Genomic DNA, 13,654 nt, shown 5'->3' on the forward strand with positions numbered 1-13,654 from the left:
CCGAAAACGCACAAATGCCCGGCGGAGAATTACCTGATCACGCCGAACCGGCTGGGAGTTGTGCGGTTGTGCGGTCCGTTGCGCGGTCCTCGCCGGGGACGCCGACGATGGGCTTCGCCCAGGACCTGCCGTGGGTGTTCTTGAGGATCAGGTACTCCGCGTCGACGTGTGGCTCGATCGCGCTGTGCTTGTCGTTGGGGGCGCCGATGACGAGTTGGAAGCCCAGCCCGCGCCAGGCGCCGATGGCCCGGCCGGTGAAGTGCGCGTCGGCCTTGATGAGTGCCTCGTCGAGGAACACGGGGGCGTAACGCGGGCGCTGCGCTCCGGCGTCGCCCAGTTGGTAGCGCAGCGCGGCGCCGACGATGAACGCGACCAGTTCCTGGGACTCGCCGCCGGACTTCTCCCCGATGTGGTCGTACACCGCGACGTGCCCGCCGGCCAGGTCGCACTTCTCGGCGCTGATCCGGACGTGGTTGCGCACGTCGACCAGATCGGCGAAGTCGGGCGCGGTGCGGCGGATGCGGTCGATCACCCTGGCCATCCGGTGGTAGGCGCGTTCCCGGTCGGCGTCCGTGGCCGCGTCGTCGATGGCGGCCCGCACGTCGCGCAGGTCCTTGCGGAACCGGGCGCGCACCGCGGAGTGGCTCTCCTGCGGGTCGATGCGCAGCCGGTGGCCGTCGTCGGCGAACGGCAACCCGGCGAGGATCCGGTTCACCGGGTCGATCCGGTCCCGGATCTCCCGGACGGCGGCCGCGAGCTCACTGTCCAGGCTGGTCAGGTCGTTGCCGGAGAGCTTGAGCAGACTGTCGCGCCACTCGGACTCCAACTCGTGCAGGCCGCTGGTCTCCAGATCGGTGAGCAGGCGGTCGAAGTCGCGGTAGGAGGCGTCCGGGTCGGTGCCCAGGTTGGGGTTCGGCCAGCGCTCGACGAACATCGAGAACGTGTCGTGCAGCGCCTTCTGCGACCGGCTGATCGACTCCGCCGCCGACTGCCGGTCGGCGTGCAGCCGCTCGGTCGCCCGCCTCATCGCGGCGTCGAACTCCGCCAGCGCCGCCGCGGGCCCGGTGTCGTCCGGGGCGCCGTCGAACAGCGCCGCCAGGTACGCCCGGTGTTCCCGGCTCACCTCGGCCCCGGCCGCCGCCGCGGTGTCCAGTGCCTGCTGGGCGTGGTCGACCTCGTCGACGGTCGCCTCCCAGGACGCGCCGAGCGTCGCCGCCCGGTCCTTCTGCTGGCCGATCAGCTCGGTCAGCCCGGTGACCCGCATCTTGAGCTGGTCCGCTTCCCGCTGCAGCCGGTCGATCTCCGGGTTGCCCGCGCGGACCTCGTCGACGACGCGGGTCCAGCGGTCCCGTTCGGCGCCGACCGACCCGACGTCCACCTGGTCCCAGGACAGCTCCGTCAACGTCTGGTAGGCGGTGCGTCTGGCCTCGAACGAGTTGAGGTCCGTCTCCGCCTCGGCCACCCGGGTGACGGCGTCGTCCAGGCGGTCGTGGGCCCGGTCGATCCGCTGCTCGAGGTCGGCGAGCAGCCTGCTGTTGGTGAACCCGAGCTGGTTGGACCGGCCGTGTCCGCCGTGCCCGCCCCGGCCGCGTTCGGAGGTCTGGCCGGTGATCGTCAGTGCCTTGGGGTACTGCGCCAGCAGCCTGGGGGTCTCGACGCAGACGAAGTCGAACCGGCGGGCGAGCTCGCTCTTGAGCCAGGCGGTGAACGGCGACGGCCGGTAGTCGAGCCGGCCGGGCAGCGTCTTGTCGTCCAGCCCGACCTCGTCGCGCAGCCCGGTGCGCACCCCCTCGAACTGGATGCGCCGGGCGACCGGCACCGCGTTGATCGCCTCGCGGAACGCGCTCAGCCTGCCGGCCTCGATCAGCATCCGGGTGGCGAACCCGCCGAGCGCGAGGTTGAACGCCTCCCGCCACGGTTCGAACTCCGTTCGCACCTCGATCAGCTCGCCGACGAACGGCAGGTCGGCCGGGGTGAGCCCGGCGGCCTCGGCCAGCGCGGCGCGGGCGGTGTGCAGGTCGGTGGGGATGTTGCCGCGGCGGGCCTTGACCGCCTTGTGCTCCGCGCGCAGCACGGTCAGGTCGTGCTCGGCCTCCTTCCGCTCCGCCATCGCCTCGGCGAACCGGTTCTGGGCGGTCCTCCTGGCGTCGGTGTCGGCGAGCATCCGGTGCGCCGACTCGACCAGCGCGGCGAAGTCCGGTCCGCTCGACACGGTGGCGCCGATGGTGCCCAGCACCCGGTCCAGCCGTTCCCGCGAGCGCTCGACCTCGGCCAGCCGCTGCTCCACGCCGCGGATCTCGCGCAGCGCGGTGTCCAGCCGGTCGCCGCCGGAGGCGCGCAGGGTGTCGGCGACCGCGTCGCGCTGGGCCTCGGCGGTCTTGATCAGCGTGGCCGTCTCGCGCACCTCCTGCTCGGCCCGGCGGTGCCGCCGGCCCAGGTCCGCCTCGGCCGCGCGCAACAGGTCGAGCCGGCGTTCGTGTCGCCACAACGCGGCGGGGGAGGACGCGTCGGTGAACGATCCGACGTCGTCGATCACCCGCAGGCGGGTCGCCGCGCCGTCGATGACCTCCCGGTGCTCGCGGATCGGGGTCAGCGCCTTCACCTGCTGCCGGGCGGTGATCATCCGGTCCCGGGTGCCGGACAGCTCGTCGAACTGCTGGACCACCTCCGCCGCGGTGGCCAGTGTGGACGGTTCCTCCAGCACCATCGTCTTGTACAGCGCGTCGACGGTGGTGATCTGCTGACCGGCCTGGATCCGGCCGAGCAGCCCGACCGCCTTGTGCCCGTCGCCCGCGGCGCCGATGCCGAGCGTGCTGTGCAGCCGCGCGGTGAAGTCCCGGTCGGTGTCGAAACAGGTCAGACCGGTGGCGGTGACCGCGGCCCGGCCGAGCCGGCCGCCGGCCGGGCCTTCCAGCGTGCGCAGGTCGTACGCGCCGTCCCGGGTGGCGCGGACCACGACGACGTCGTCGAGGGTGCGGGCGGACGAGGGCACGTACCACGCCCGCAGCGCGGTGAACTCGGCGCCGGTCTGGTCGGTCCAGGTCATCGCGATCGCCGACCAGGTGTCGCGGCCGTCCCCGCGCAGCACCCGGGACCGCTTCTCGCCGTCGGTCCGGGACTCGTCGAGCTTCCCGCGCGCGTAGGAGAGGATGTTGCGCTGGTCCTTGCCCCTGGGCCGGCCGACGACGCCGCCGTTGGACGCGCCGTTGAACGGCGTCGTGTGCGGCATGAGCAACGCGATGTAGGCGTCCATCAGGGTCGACTTCCCCGAGCCGGACCCGCCGCTGAGCAGGGTCGCGCCGGAGGCGAACCGCACCCGGTGGTACCCGTCGTAGCCGCCCCAGTTGACCAGCTGCAGGTCCCGCGCCACCCACTGCTGGCCCCGCGACGCCGCCGGGACCAGCCCGAACAGCGTGTCGATCATCGTCATGAGGCGACCTCGTTCTGTTCGCGCAGCCACCGGCTCAGCTCGGTGAGCTTCTCGGTGCTCAGCACGATCTCGATCAGCGGGGTGATCCGGTACCGGTCCGTGGACTCCTCGGTGAGCAGACCCTCCCTGGTCAGCCGGTGCACCGCGGTGCGGACCTCGTTCTGGCCGCGGGCCAGGTTGTGGTCGTCCGGGTCGAAGTAGGTCAGCACGGTCTGTTCCAGCTCTTCGATGTCGACCCGCGCGGAGGTCTCGCCCGTGCCGCGTTCCCGCTGGAAGACGGTGCGCAGGTGCACCAGCACCAGGGCCTCGGCCCGGTTGTACGGGTCGTCCTTGAGCAGGATCGGCACGTCCAGCTCGGCCGAACGCACCTGCTGCTTGTAGGCGACGCCCCGGTCGTGGTCGACCACGAGCCGGACGAACAGGTCGTGCAACCGCGACTCGATGATCTGCTGGTTCTCCAGCAGCGTGCGCCACTGCGCCGGGTACCTCTCGGCCAGCAGGAACTTGCGCCGCAGCAACTGGACCAGCACCCGCCGCACGTCGGCGTCCAGCGTGCCCGCGTCCCCGGCGAACAGCTCCGCCGGGTCGTCCTCCATCGAGACCGGCTCGATGAACCCGGCCGCCGCGCCGTCCGGCTCACTCATCGTGGTCGCCCCCCGTCCGTTCGTCGCCGTCGGCGCCGGCCAGCACCCCGCCGAAGGCGAACCGGCGGCGGGTCCCGTCCGGCCGGACCGTGTCGACCATGGTGACCTCGGCGGTGTCGGTCATCCCGAGGTCGTGCGCGATCTCCAGCAGGCCGAGCAGGTCCACCGGGCGCCGGAGCTCCGCGGCCGCCGCGCGGAACGCGGCGGCGACGTCGACCCGCGCCGCATCGCCCGCGAACGCCGCCAGGTGCGCGCGGAGGTCGGCGTAGCGGGGCCCGCCCCAGGCCCGGGTGTCCGCGGTGGGCAGGTCCTGCGCCTCGTCCCAGTCCCGCAACGGCGCGGGCGGCTGCGGCGGCCGCAGATCGCTCATGGTCTGCCGCAGGTGCGCGACGTCGGCCACCGGCAGGCGGCGCAGCGGCTCGACGGGCTCGGCGCGGCGCGAGCCGGGCACCCACCGGTGCATCCCGGACATCACCTCCCGCAGCAGCTCGTCCACCTCGCGGTCGCGCATCGGGTCATGGTTGCGGACCTGGGCGGTGATCACATGGGAGGCCTGCCGCTGGGCGGTCAGCACCTCCTTGACGCCCTGCTCGATCCGGCGGGCGATCTCGGTGAGCTCACGCCGCTGCGGTGGCGACATCAGCGCGGTGAACCGGTGCCCCAGCACCGTGCGCAGCCGGCTCCACAGGTCGTCGATCTGAGCCGGATCGCCGACCAGGCGCAACGCCCCGGCGAACGCGCGGCCCTCCGGCGTCGCCTCCATGATCTGCTGGCCCCGGGCCAGGTACTCGCGCAGCACCGCGCCGGTCGGCCGCACGTCCTGCCGCAGCTCGGCGACGACATCCCGCTGCATGGCTTTGATCGACTCGGCCACCCGGGCGAAGTCCGCGGGCAGCTCCCGCGCCAGATGCAGCACGTTCTCGGCCGCCTCGAGCAGCTGCTCGTCGTCGACGGCCTCGATGGCGCCGCCCCGTTCGAGCCGGCGCAGCTCCCGCTGACGCTGCCTGATCTCCACCTCCAGGCGCGCTATCCGGGCCATCACGTCCGGGTCGGCGTCCTGGGCCAGCCGCGCGATGGCGTCCAGCAGCGTCCGCACCCGGGACTCCGACACCCTGGTCCGGGCCCCGCCGACCCGCCCCGCGACCTCGAGCGCGCCGACGCCGTGCGCGGACAGCCGGTAGACCTCGACGTCGTCGTCGGAGACCTGCCGCACCAGCCAGCCGGCGTGCACCCACTGCCGGCACAGGTCGCGCGCGTTGCCGGCGGGCAGCGGCTGGTTGTCCTCGTCGCCGTAGCCCGCGGCCCGCAACTGGTCGAGGGCGTCGTCGATCTCCACATGCGCGTCGGCGACCGCCACCTTCGGCCGCTCCGGGGTGAACACCATCGCCAGCACGGTCACCACGAACGGCGCATAGGTCCGGTGCAGCAGATCGAGCATCGGATTCTGGAACGCCCGGAGTGCCCCCTGGTATGCGCCCTCCACGCCTCGTGTCACCATCGCGGTCAGCGTACGGCGCGCCCCGGCCGCCGCCGACCCGGCCGGTTCCGACGGTTCGCCGCAGTCGGCAAATTTTGCATCAGGCAACGTTTTCGGTGCGGCGGACGACGAGCAGGGCGATGTCGTCCTGCGGCGGATCGGTGCCGATCAGCACGGCCATGACATGGGCGCAGACGGTGATGGCGGCGTCGGGGGTCACGGCCGCGCGCAGCCGCGCCAGGCCGTCGTCGAGGACGCGGTCGCGCCGTTCGACCAGTCCGTCGGTGTAGAAGGCGAGGACCGCGCCGGCCGGCAGCTCGACGGTGACGCTGGCGCGTGGGCCGGGGTGCAGGCCGAAGCCGATGGGCGGGTCGGGCCGGACGTCGAGCAGGCGGGCCGGGTGGTCCGGTGTGGCCAGCACCGGCGGCAGGTGGCCGGCCAGGCTCAACCGCATCCGCTGGTGGTCGGCCTCGACGACGGCGTAGCCGATGGTGGCCATGGCGCCCTGCTCGAAGTGACTGGCCTTGCGGTCCAGCCTGCGCAGCACCTCTCCGGGGTCGTCGTAGTCCAGGGCGTAGGCACGCAGGGCGCTGCGCAGCCGGCCCATGACGATCCCGGCGGGCAGACCGGAGCCGACGACGTCGCCGATCACGACGCCGAGCCGCTCGCCGGGCAGGTCGAACACGTCGTACCAGTCCCCGCCGACGCCGGTTCCGGCGCCGGGCACGTAGCGCGCGGCGAACTCCAGTCCGGGCGGGCTGGGCAGGTGCGTGGGCAGCAGGCTGTGCTGCAACGCCGTCAGCGCGGCCCGCTCGGCCGTGGCGGCCTGCATGTGCGCGGCCAGGGCCAGCCGGTCGGCCACCAGCTGCAGCAGCGTCACGTCATGGTGGGTGAACCGGTGCGGGGTCTTGGAACCGACGTGCAGCACCCCGACCAGCTCGTCGTGCACCAGCATCGGCACCCCGAGCAGGACCTGGATGCCCTTCTGCCACAGCAGCGGGTTGACCACGGTCGACTCGTCCACCCGGTCGATGACGACCGGCTCGCGGCGCAGGGCCACCCGGCCGGCGAACCCCATGCCGACCGAGACGTGCACCCCCTGCCAGACCTCCTCCTCCAGTCCCGCCGCGGTGGTCGCGATCAGCTGGTCGCCGCCGCGGTCGTAGAGCAGCATCGTGGCCGTGTCGACGCCGAGCAGGTCGGGCACCTGCGCGACCAGCGTCGAGATGACCTTGTCCAGGTCCAACCGGGCCAGGGCCGAGTCGGTCACCGCCTCGAGCACCCTGAGCCGATCCTCAGCGCCGGGTAGGTCAGACATCCAGCCAGCCTAGAGCCCATCCCCCGCGTCGTGCGGACCGGACGCGGTCGGCGCCGGCCGTCTATTTGGGATACCTAGGGGGCGCCGATACGAATATCGTTTCGAAAACGCGACGAACGGCACTTACGCGGTTGAGCTAAGATTCGCCGAGCTACACCGAACACGACCGAATACCCGGCTGTTCGACGTGATCGTCGAGGCGACCCGATGGTTCCGCACTCGAAATCGCTGGTGCGGCCGGTAGTTCCACCGCATTCGATCGCACATCGGCTGATCCGCGCGCTGCCCCCGTGTGCCGCGACCGGAGGGGTGATCGCTTCTTGATCGAAAGAACCGGTATGCGGCATGAGCAATGACACCATGCCGTTGCGCGCCAAGGCGGCCGGTTCCGCCGGCGCATCCCCGCTCGTCGGCCGGGACGCCGCACTGCGAACGTTCGACGACGTGGTCGAGGCGGCCCACGCCGGCGAGTTCCAGTTCCTTGCCGTGGTCGGCGAACCCGGCGTGGGCAAGACCCGGCTGCTGGCGGAGCTGACCGGGCTCACCGGCCGCTACGGACTCACCACGCTGCGCGGCCGGGCGGCCGAGTTCGAGCAGATCATGCCGTTCAGCGCGCTGATCGACGCGTTGGACGACCACCTGGAGGCCCGGGCCGAGACCGTCCAGCGGCTCGGTGTGCCGCAACAACGGTTGCTGGCCACGGTGTTTCCCGCGCTGGCCGCCAGGATCCCCGGCGCCGAGCCGGACGAGAACGCCGACCGAAGCGGGATCGTCCGGCTCCAGCTGTACCGGGCGGTGCGCAAACTGGTGGACGAACTCGCCCAACCGCACGGACTCGCGCTGATCCTGGACGACGTGCACTGGGCCGACCCCGCCTCGGCGGAGTTCCTGGATCACCTGGTCCGGCATGCGCCGCGCGGCAGGGTGCTGGTGGCCGTGGCCTACCGGCCGGCGCAGGCGCCCCCTCGGGTCGCCGCGCTGGTGGGCACCGCGGGTGGTCACCAGATCACGGTCGACCCGCTCAACTCCGCCGAGGTGGCGGAGTTGCTCGGGCCCGGCGTGAACCGCGCGCGCGGCCGGGCGCTGTACGAGGCCAGCGGGGGCAACCCGTTCTATCTGGAGGCACTGTCCCGGATGGAGGTCGACGAGCTCCCGGCGTCGGCGCGGGCCGTGCTGCAGGTGGAACTGGACGCGTTGCCGCCGGGTTCGCTGCGCCTGGCCCAGGCGGCCGCGGTGACCGGGGACGAGTTCGAGCCGGCGCTCGTGGCGGTGGCCGCCGAGGCGTCCGAGCCGGAACTGCTGGACGGTCTGGACGATCTGGTGGCCCGCGACATCCTGCGTCCGGCCGGGACCGGCCGGTTCCAGTTCCGCCACCCCCTGGTGCGCCAGGCCGCCTACGAGTACGCCGAGGCCGGCTGGCGGCTCGGCGCGCACGCCCGGCTCGCCGCCCAGCTGGCCGACGCCGGCGCGCCGGCCACCGTGCAGGCCCACCACGTGGAGCGGTCCAGCTCGTTCGGCGACACGCGGGCCGTGACCACGCTGGTGACCGCCGCCCGCGCCGTGGCCGACCACGCGCCGGAGACCGGCGCGCACTGGCTGCGCAAGGCGCTCGACCTGATCGCGGTGGAGCCCGAAACGCTGGAGTACCGGCTGGAACTGCTCATGGAGCTGTGCCGGGCGGAGGGAGTCAGCGGCCGGCTGGCCGACGGACGGGACACGGCGCGCGAGCTGCTCCGCCTGCTCCCGGCCGGTCAGCATGCCCGCCGGGCCCGGGCCGCCCGCATCTGCGCGTTGATGGAGCGCCAGTTGGACCGGCCGCTCGAGGCCCGGGCGCTGCTGCTGGACGAGCTGAACCGGATGCCGAACCCGCGGGCCGCGGCGGCGATTCCGTTGCGGATGCGGCTGGTCGCGGAAAGCCTGATGCGGGTTGACTTCCGGGCCGCGCAGGCGGTGCTGGACCTGATGCCCGACTCCGACGACGGCTGGGAGCCGGGCCTGGCCGTCGCGGTGGCGGCGCTGCGCGCGATGCCCGCCTACGCCGGCGGACGGATGGCCGACGCGGTGCGCCGCGCGGACAACGCCGAGCGCGTGCTCGACGCGGCCCCCGACGCTCATCTGGCCGAGTGGCTGGACGCGATCGCGTGGCTGTGCTGGACCGGCACCTGCCTCGGCCGCTATCCGACCGCACTGCGGAACTTCGAGCGGGCCGCGGGCGTGGCCCGCTCGACGGGACAGACCTACGTGCTGACCAACCTGCTGGCCGGCAAGGGCCGCACGCTGATCGCGCTCGGCCGGCTCCCCGAGGCGATGGACATCATCGACGAGTCGGTCGAGGGCGCCCGGTTGCTGCAGTCCGGGCAGCAGCTGGTTTTCGCGCTCACCCAGCTCTGTCTGGCTTTGGCGTGGTCCGGTGAGCACGAGGCCGCGCTGCGTGCCGGCCAGGAGGCGGTGGCCGCGGTCGGGGGCAGCAGCGAGGTCTGGAGCTACATGGGGCGCAACGCCCTCGGGGTGGCCCTGGTGCTGGCCGGGCGGCTGGACGAGGGTGTGGACGCGCTGGTGGAGACCTGCGCCGACTTCGACAATCCCCGGCTGGACCGGGCCACGCTGCTGGCCACCTGTGAGCTGTTGGCCCAGGCCGAGTCCGCCCGGGGCCGCCACGCCGAGGCCGGGCAGTGGGCCGGGCGGGCCGCCGCCCTCGACTATCCCGAGCTACCGGTGTTCGCCGGTCTGGTTCCGTTGGCCCGGGCCCATGTCGTGCACGCCGAGGACCCCGGCGCCGCGGCGGCGCTGGCCGAGGACGCCGCGGTGCGGCTGCGGGCCGGGCAGCGGAGCCTGGACGCCGGGCGGGCGTTGCTGCTCGCGGGTCTGGCGCACAAGGCGGCCGGCCGCTCCGGCCAGGCCCGCGAGCGGCTGCGGGAGGCCACCGAGACGTTCCAGGCCTGCGGCGCCCGGGCGCTGGAGGCCCAGGCCGTGCGGGAGCGCCGCCGGCTCGGCGACCGGGTGCCGGCCCCGGCCGCGGCCGGTCAGGGCGACGCGCCGTTCGGGCTGTCCCCCCGTGAGCTGCAGGTGGCGAAGCTGGTCGTGCAGGGGCTGACCAACCAGCGGATCGCCGAGGAGCTCTCGCTCAGCGTGCGCACGGTCGAGACCCATCTGTCCCGGGCCTTCACCAAGCTGGGGGTCGACTCGCGGGTCGGCGTGGCGATCAAGCTGGCCCGGGACGAGTGATTCCGTACAGATGTACGGGTTTTCCACGATGCCGCGACCGGCGGCAATTTGACAGAGTGTAACCGCCACGACCGGGGAGGACGGTTGGATGGAGCATCGCAAAATACCTAGGTACACGCTGAAGGGCGTGTCGGGGGTCTCGGTATCGGTGCATCCGTTCGCGACCGAGGATCAGCTCGGTCTCACGCTGACGAGGTTTCTCGCGGCGGAATCCGAGGACGTGGTGTTGCTCGTCCATGGTCTTACCTCGTCCAGTGACATGTTCATCATGCCCGAGCACCGCAACCTGGTGAGTTTTCTGCTGGAGAACGGTTTCGGGGATGTCTGGACCCTGGACTTCCGTATGAGCAACCGGTTTCCGTACAACCTGGAGACCCGGCGGCAGTCCATGGACGACGTTGCCGCCTTCGACCACCCTGCCGCAGTCCGTGAGCTCCGCCGTCACGTGGGGGTACGACGGATCCATGTGATCGCGCACTGCCTCGGATCGGTGTCGTTCCAGATGAGCATGTTCGGCGGGGTGGTCGAAGGCATCAGCAGCATGGTGGCCAACAGTGTCGGGCTCACGCCCCGAGTCCCGGCCCTGTCCAGGCTCAAGCTGGCCGTGGGGCCTGCGGTGCTCGAGTACGGCCTCGGTCTGTCCTATCTGGACCCACGGTTCTGCTCGGCGCCACCGCTGACCCGGCGCCGGCTGTTGTCCCGGGCGGTTTCCCTGCTCCATCCGGAGTGCCGGGTGCCGGCCTGTCACATGCAGAGCTTCATGTGGGGCAGCGGGCGCCCGGCCATGTACCGGCACGAGAACCTCGCGCCCCAGACCCACGTGCACGAGCGGCTGGCCGACCTGAACGGCGCGGCCGACGTCAACTACTACCGGCACATCGACAAGATGGTGCGGGCCGGGCGCGCGGTGAAGTTCGACCCGGCCAACCCGGCGCACCGGGATCTTCCCGACGACTACCTGGCCGACGCGGACCGCGTCGACACGCCGGTGCTGTTCCTGACCGGCGACCACAACGACGTGTTCACCGACTCGAACATCGTGTGCCACCGGATGCTGGACCGGCGCTCGCCCGGACGGCACGAGCTGGAGGTGATCTCCGGTTACGGGCACATCGACACGATCATCGGCAAGTCCGCCGATGTGGACGTGTTCCCCCGCGTTCTGGACTTCCTCAAACGGAACGCGAGGTGACGGGGGATGGTCAACGAACACGCCGACGCGGTGGTCGTCGGGTCCGGGTTCGGCGGCTCGGTCGCCGCGTACCGCCTGGCCGCCGCCGGATTGTCCGTCGTGGTCCTGGAGCGTGGCCGGCCCTACCCGCCGGGCTCGTTCCCCAGGACGCCGGCGCAGATGGGCACCGCCTTCTGGGATCCCAAGGACCACCTCTACGGCATGTACGACGTGTGGAGCTTCAGCGGCTGCGACTCGGTGGTCGCCAGCGGGCTCGGCGGCGGATCGCTCATCTACGCCAACGTGTTGCTGCGCAAGGATGAGCGCTGGTTCGTGCACGAGGAACCGCTCGGGGACGGCGGCTACGAGTCGTGGCCGGTGACCCGCGCGGAGCTCGACCCGCACTACGACACGGTGGAGCGGATGCTGGGCGCCACGCCCTACCCCTTCGACCATCCGGCTTACGCGCACACGCCGAAGACCATCGCCATGCGCGACGCGGCCATGGAACTGGGGCTGGACTGGCGGTTGCCGCCGCTGGCGATCAGCTTCGCCCCCGAGCCCGGCGCCGAGCCCGGGCTCGGCATCCCGATCGTCGAACCCGAGTACGGCAACCTGCACGGCGTGCCGCGCCGCACCTGCCGGCTGTGCGGCGAGTGTGACATGGGCTGCAACGACGGGGCCAAGAACACCCTGGACCACACCTATCTCTCGGCCGCCCGCCACCACGGCGCGGACCTGCGCACCCTGCACGAGGCGCGGGCCGTGCGGCAACGCGCCGGCGGCGGCTACGAGGTGACCTACGCCCGGCACGACGGGACGCCGGGCGTCGCGATGATCGACTGCGACCGGTTGATCCTCGCCGCCGGCACGTTCGGCACCATGTATCTCCTGCTGCGCAGCCGAAGTGGACTGCCGGGGTTGTCCGGCGCCCTCGGCCGCCGGTTCTCCGGCAACGGCGACGTGCTGACGTTCCTGTTGCGGGCCAAGGACCGCAGTCGCACCCGGGAGATCGACGCCAGCCAGGGACCGGTGATCACCAGTGCGATCCGGCTGGGCGACCGGGCCGACGACCCTTCCGAGATCGGCCGGGGCGCCTACATCCAGGACGGGGGCCAGCCCGGCTTCATCGACTGGGTGGCCAACGGCATCGACCCGCGGCCGAACCTCCTGCGGCCCGCACGGTTCTTCGTGGACCTGATCTGGGCCCTGATCACCCGGGACAACAACATGTCCGCCGAGCTCTCCCGCCTGTTCGGTGACACCGAACTGTCCAGCAACTCGCTGCCGCTGCTCGGGATGGGCCGGGACGTGCCGGACGGACGGTTGCGGCTGCGCGGCGGCAAGCTCGACGTCGCGTGGAGTGCCAAGGCGAGCGCGGAGCATTTCGACCGGATGCGCGCCACCATGCAGCGCATCGCCGACGTGCTCGGCGCCGAGCATGCCGGACTGCCCGCCTGGTTGGGAAAACGCTTCATCACGGTGCACCCGCTCGGCGGCGCGCCGATGGGCCGGCACCCCGGTGAGGGCGTGTGCGACGCCTACGGCGAGGTCTTCGACCAACCCGGACTGTTCATCGCCGACGGCGCCGCCATGCCAGGCCCGGTCGGACCCAACCCGTCGCTGACCATCGCCGCGCTCGCCGACCGGATGGCCACCCGGCTGCTGGAGACCAAGCCGGCCCGGCGCGGCCCGGTCGAACGGAGCACCGGCACGCCGACGTCGCTGTCGTTCGAGGAGGAGATGGCCGGGTTCCTCTTCCTGGGCGCCACCGATCCGCGATCGACCCCGGTCAAGGGACGGTCCCGGGCCGACCGGCTGTCGTTCCAGCTCACCATCCACATCGACGATGTGGACACGTTCCTGGCGCGGCCCGAGCACCTGGCCCGCGCCGAGGGGTGGGTGCAGGCCGACAGTTGCGGCGGCCGCAACCGGGTCGAACGCGGCTGGTTCAACCTGTTCGTGCCGGGCGGTGGACCCGGCAGCCGGGAGATGCGTTACCGGCTGTGGTTCACCGACGGCGCCGGGCAACCGCGCACCCTGGTCGGGTGGAAGGACGTGCACGACGGCCCGGCCACCCGGATGTGGCACGACACGTCGACCCTCTACACCCGACTGTTGCGCGGCCACCTGCCGCCGCAGGGCGACGACGATCTCCCGGCCGACGCCGGGGTCGCCGGCGTCATCGGCGCGGGAACCCTGCGGATCCAGCCGATGGATCTCGCCGTGACCTTGAAGAGCTTCCGGGCGCAGGGCCCGAACGGCATCACCGCGCTGGCCCAGTTCGGCAGGTTCTTCGTCGGCCAGTTATGGGACGTCTATGGACCGGGGTAGTGGGGGGCACCCCGAGGCGGTCGGTCGGTGGCGGTTTGGGGAGGCCGCCCCGACC

At 72.2% G+C, this 13,654-nt stretch carries 8 protein-coding genes; 4 read left to right on the top strand and 4 right to left on the bottom strand.

Annotated elements, in window-relative coordinates; genetic code table 11:
- Nucleotides 1–37: 37 nt before the first annotated feature.
- The 4 genes from VFO68_RS09030 to VFO68_RS09045 all read right to left on the bottom strand — a co-directional run bounded on the left by VFO68_RS09030 (nucleotide 38) and on the right by VFO68_RS09045 (nucleotide 6,869).
- Nucleotides 38–3,430 (bottom strand): ATP-binding protein, encoded by a 3,393-nt coding sequence (locus VFO68_RS09030; protein WP_325157738.1) that lies wholly within the window; start codon nucleotides 3,428–3,430, stop codon nucleotides 38–40.
- Nucleotides 3,427–4,074, bottom strand: coding sequence for a DUF4194 domain-containing protein (locus tag VFO68_RS09035; RefSeq protein WP_325157739.1), 648 nt, complete (start codon nucleotides 4,072–4,074; stop codon nucleotides 3,427–3,429). Before VFO68_RS09035 ends, VFO68_RS09030 begins: the two co-directional genes overlap by 4 nt.
- Nucleotides 4,067–5,572 carry a DUF3375 domain-containing protein gene (locus VFO68_RS09040; protein WP_325157740.1) on the bottom strand — a complete coding sequence of 502 codons (1,506 nt, stop codon included), beginning with the start codon at nucleotides 5,570–5,572 and terminating at the stop codon, nucleotides 4,067–4,069. The genes VFO68_RS09035 and VFO68_RS09040 overlap by 8 nt, the downstream gene beginning before the upstream one ends.
- Nucleotides 5,573–5,651: 79 nt before the next feature.
- On the bottom strand, nucleotides 5,652–6,869 hold the full coding sequence (locus VFO68_RS09045) for a GAF domain-containing SpoIIE family protein phosphatase (RefSeq protein WP_325157741.1): 1,218 nt from the start codon (nucleotides 6,867–6,869) through the stop codon (nucleotides 5,652–5,654).
- Between the two features lie 70 nt (nucleotides 6,870–6,939).
- On the opposite strand from VFO68_RS09045, the gene VFO68_RS34260 reads away from it, so the two are divergent.
- The 4 genes from VFO68_RS34260 (at nucleotide 6,940) to VFO68_RS09060 (ending at nucleotide 13,599) form a co-directional block, all read left to right on the top strand.
- The gene (locus VFO68_RS34260; RefSeq protein ID WP_414635477.1) at nucleotides 6,940–7,113 is read left to right on the top strand and encodes a malectin domain-containing carbohydrate-binding protein; all 174 of its coding nucleotides are present in this window, start codon (nucleotides 6,940–6,942) and stop codon (nucleotides 7,111–7,113) included.
- A 101-nt stretch (nucleotides 7,114–7,214) separates the two neighbouring features.
- On the top strand, nucleotides 7,215–10,094 hold the full coding sequence (locus VFO68_RS09050) for a helix-turn-helix transcriptional regulator (protein WP_325157742.1): 2,880 nt from the start codon (nucleotides 7,215–7,217) through the stop codon (nucleotides 10,092–10,094).
- 127 nt (nucleotides 10,095–10,221) lie between these two features.
- Nucleotides 10,222–11,286 carry an alpha/beta fold hydrolase gene (locus VFO68_RS09055; protein ID WP_325157743.1) on the top strand — a complete coding sequence of 355 codons (1,065 nt, stop codon included), beginning with the start codon at nucleotides 10,222–10,224 and terminating at the stop codon, nucleotides 11,284–11,286.
- 6 nt (nucleotides 11,287–11,292) lie between these two features.
- On the top strand, nucleotides 11,293–13,599 hold the full coding sequence (locus VFO68_RS09060; protein WP_325157744.1) for a GMC family oxidoreductase: 2,307 nt from the start codon (nucleotides 11,293–11,295) through the stop codon (nucleotides 13,597–13,599).
- Nucleotides 13,600–13,654 lie beyond the last annotated feature (55 nt).

It is taken from the genome of Actinophytocola sp., assembly GCF_035712165.1.
Taxonomy (GTDB): Bacteria; Actinomycetota; Actinomycetes; order Mycobacteriales; family Pseudonocardiaceae; genus DASYTH01.

What these genes read in the sequence shown, in the direction of transcription:
- VFO68_RS09030 (WP_325157738.1), bottom strand. Translation starts at nt 3,430, where the DNA reads ATGACGATGATCGACACGCTGTTCGGGCTGGTCCCGGCGGCGTCGCGG.
- VFO68_RS09035 (WP_325157739.1), bottom strand. Translation starts at nt 4,074, where the DNA reads ATGAGTGAGCCGGACGGCGCGGCGGCCGGGTTCATCGAGCCGGTCTCG.
- VFO68_RS09040 (WP_325157740.1), bottom strand. Translation starts at nt 5,572, where the DNA reads ATGGTGACACGAGGCGTGGAGGGCGCATACCAGGGGGCACTCCGGGCG.
- VFO68_RS09045 (WP_325157741.1), bottom strand. Translation starts at nt 6,869, where the DNA reads ATGTCTGACCTACCCGGCGCTGAGGATCGGCTCAGGGTGCTCGAGGCG.
- VFO68_RS09050 (WP_325157742.1), top strand. Translation starts at nt 7,215, where the DNA reads ATGAGCAATGACACCATGCCGTTGCGCGCCAAGGCGGCCGGTTCCGCC.
- VFO68_RS09060 (WP_325157744.1), top strand. Translation starts at nt 11,293, where the DNA reads ATGGTCAACGAACACGCCGACGCGGTGGTCGTCGGGTCCGGGTTCGGC.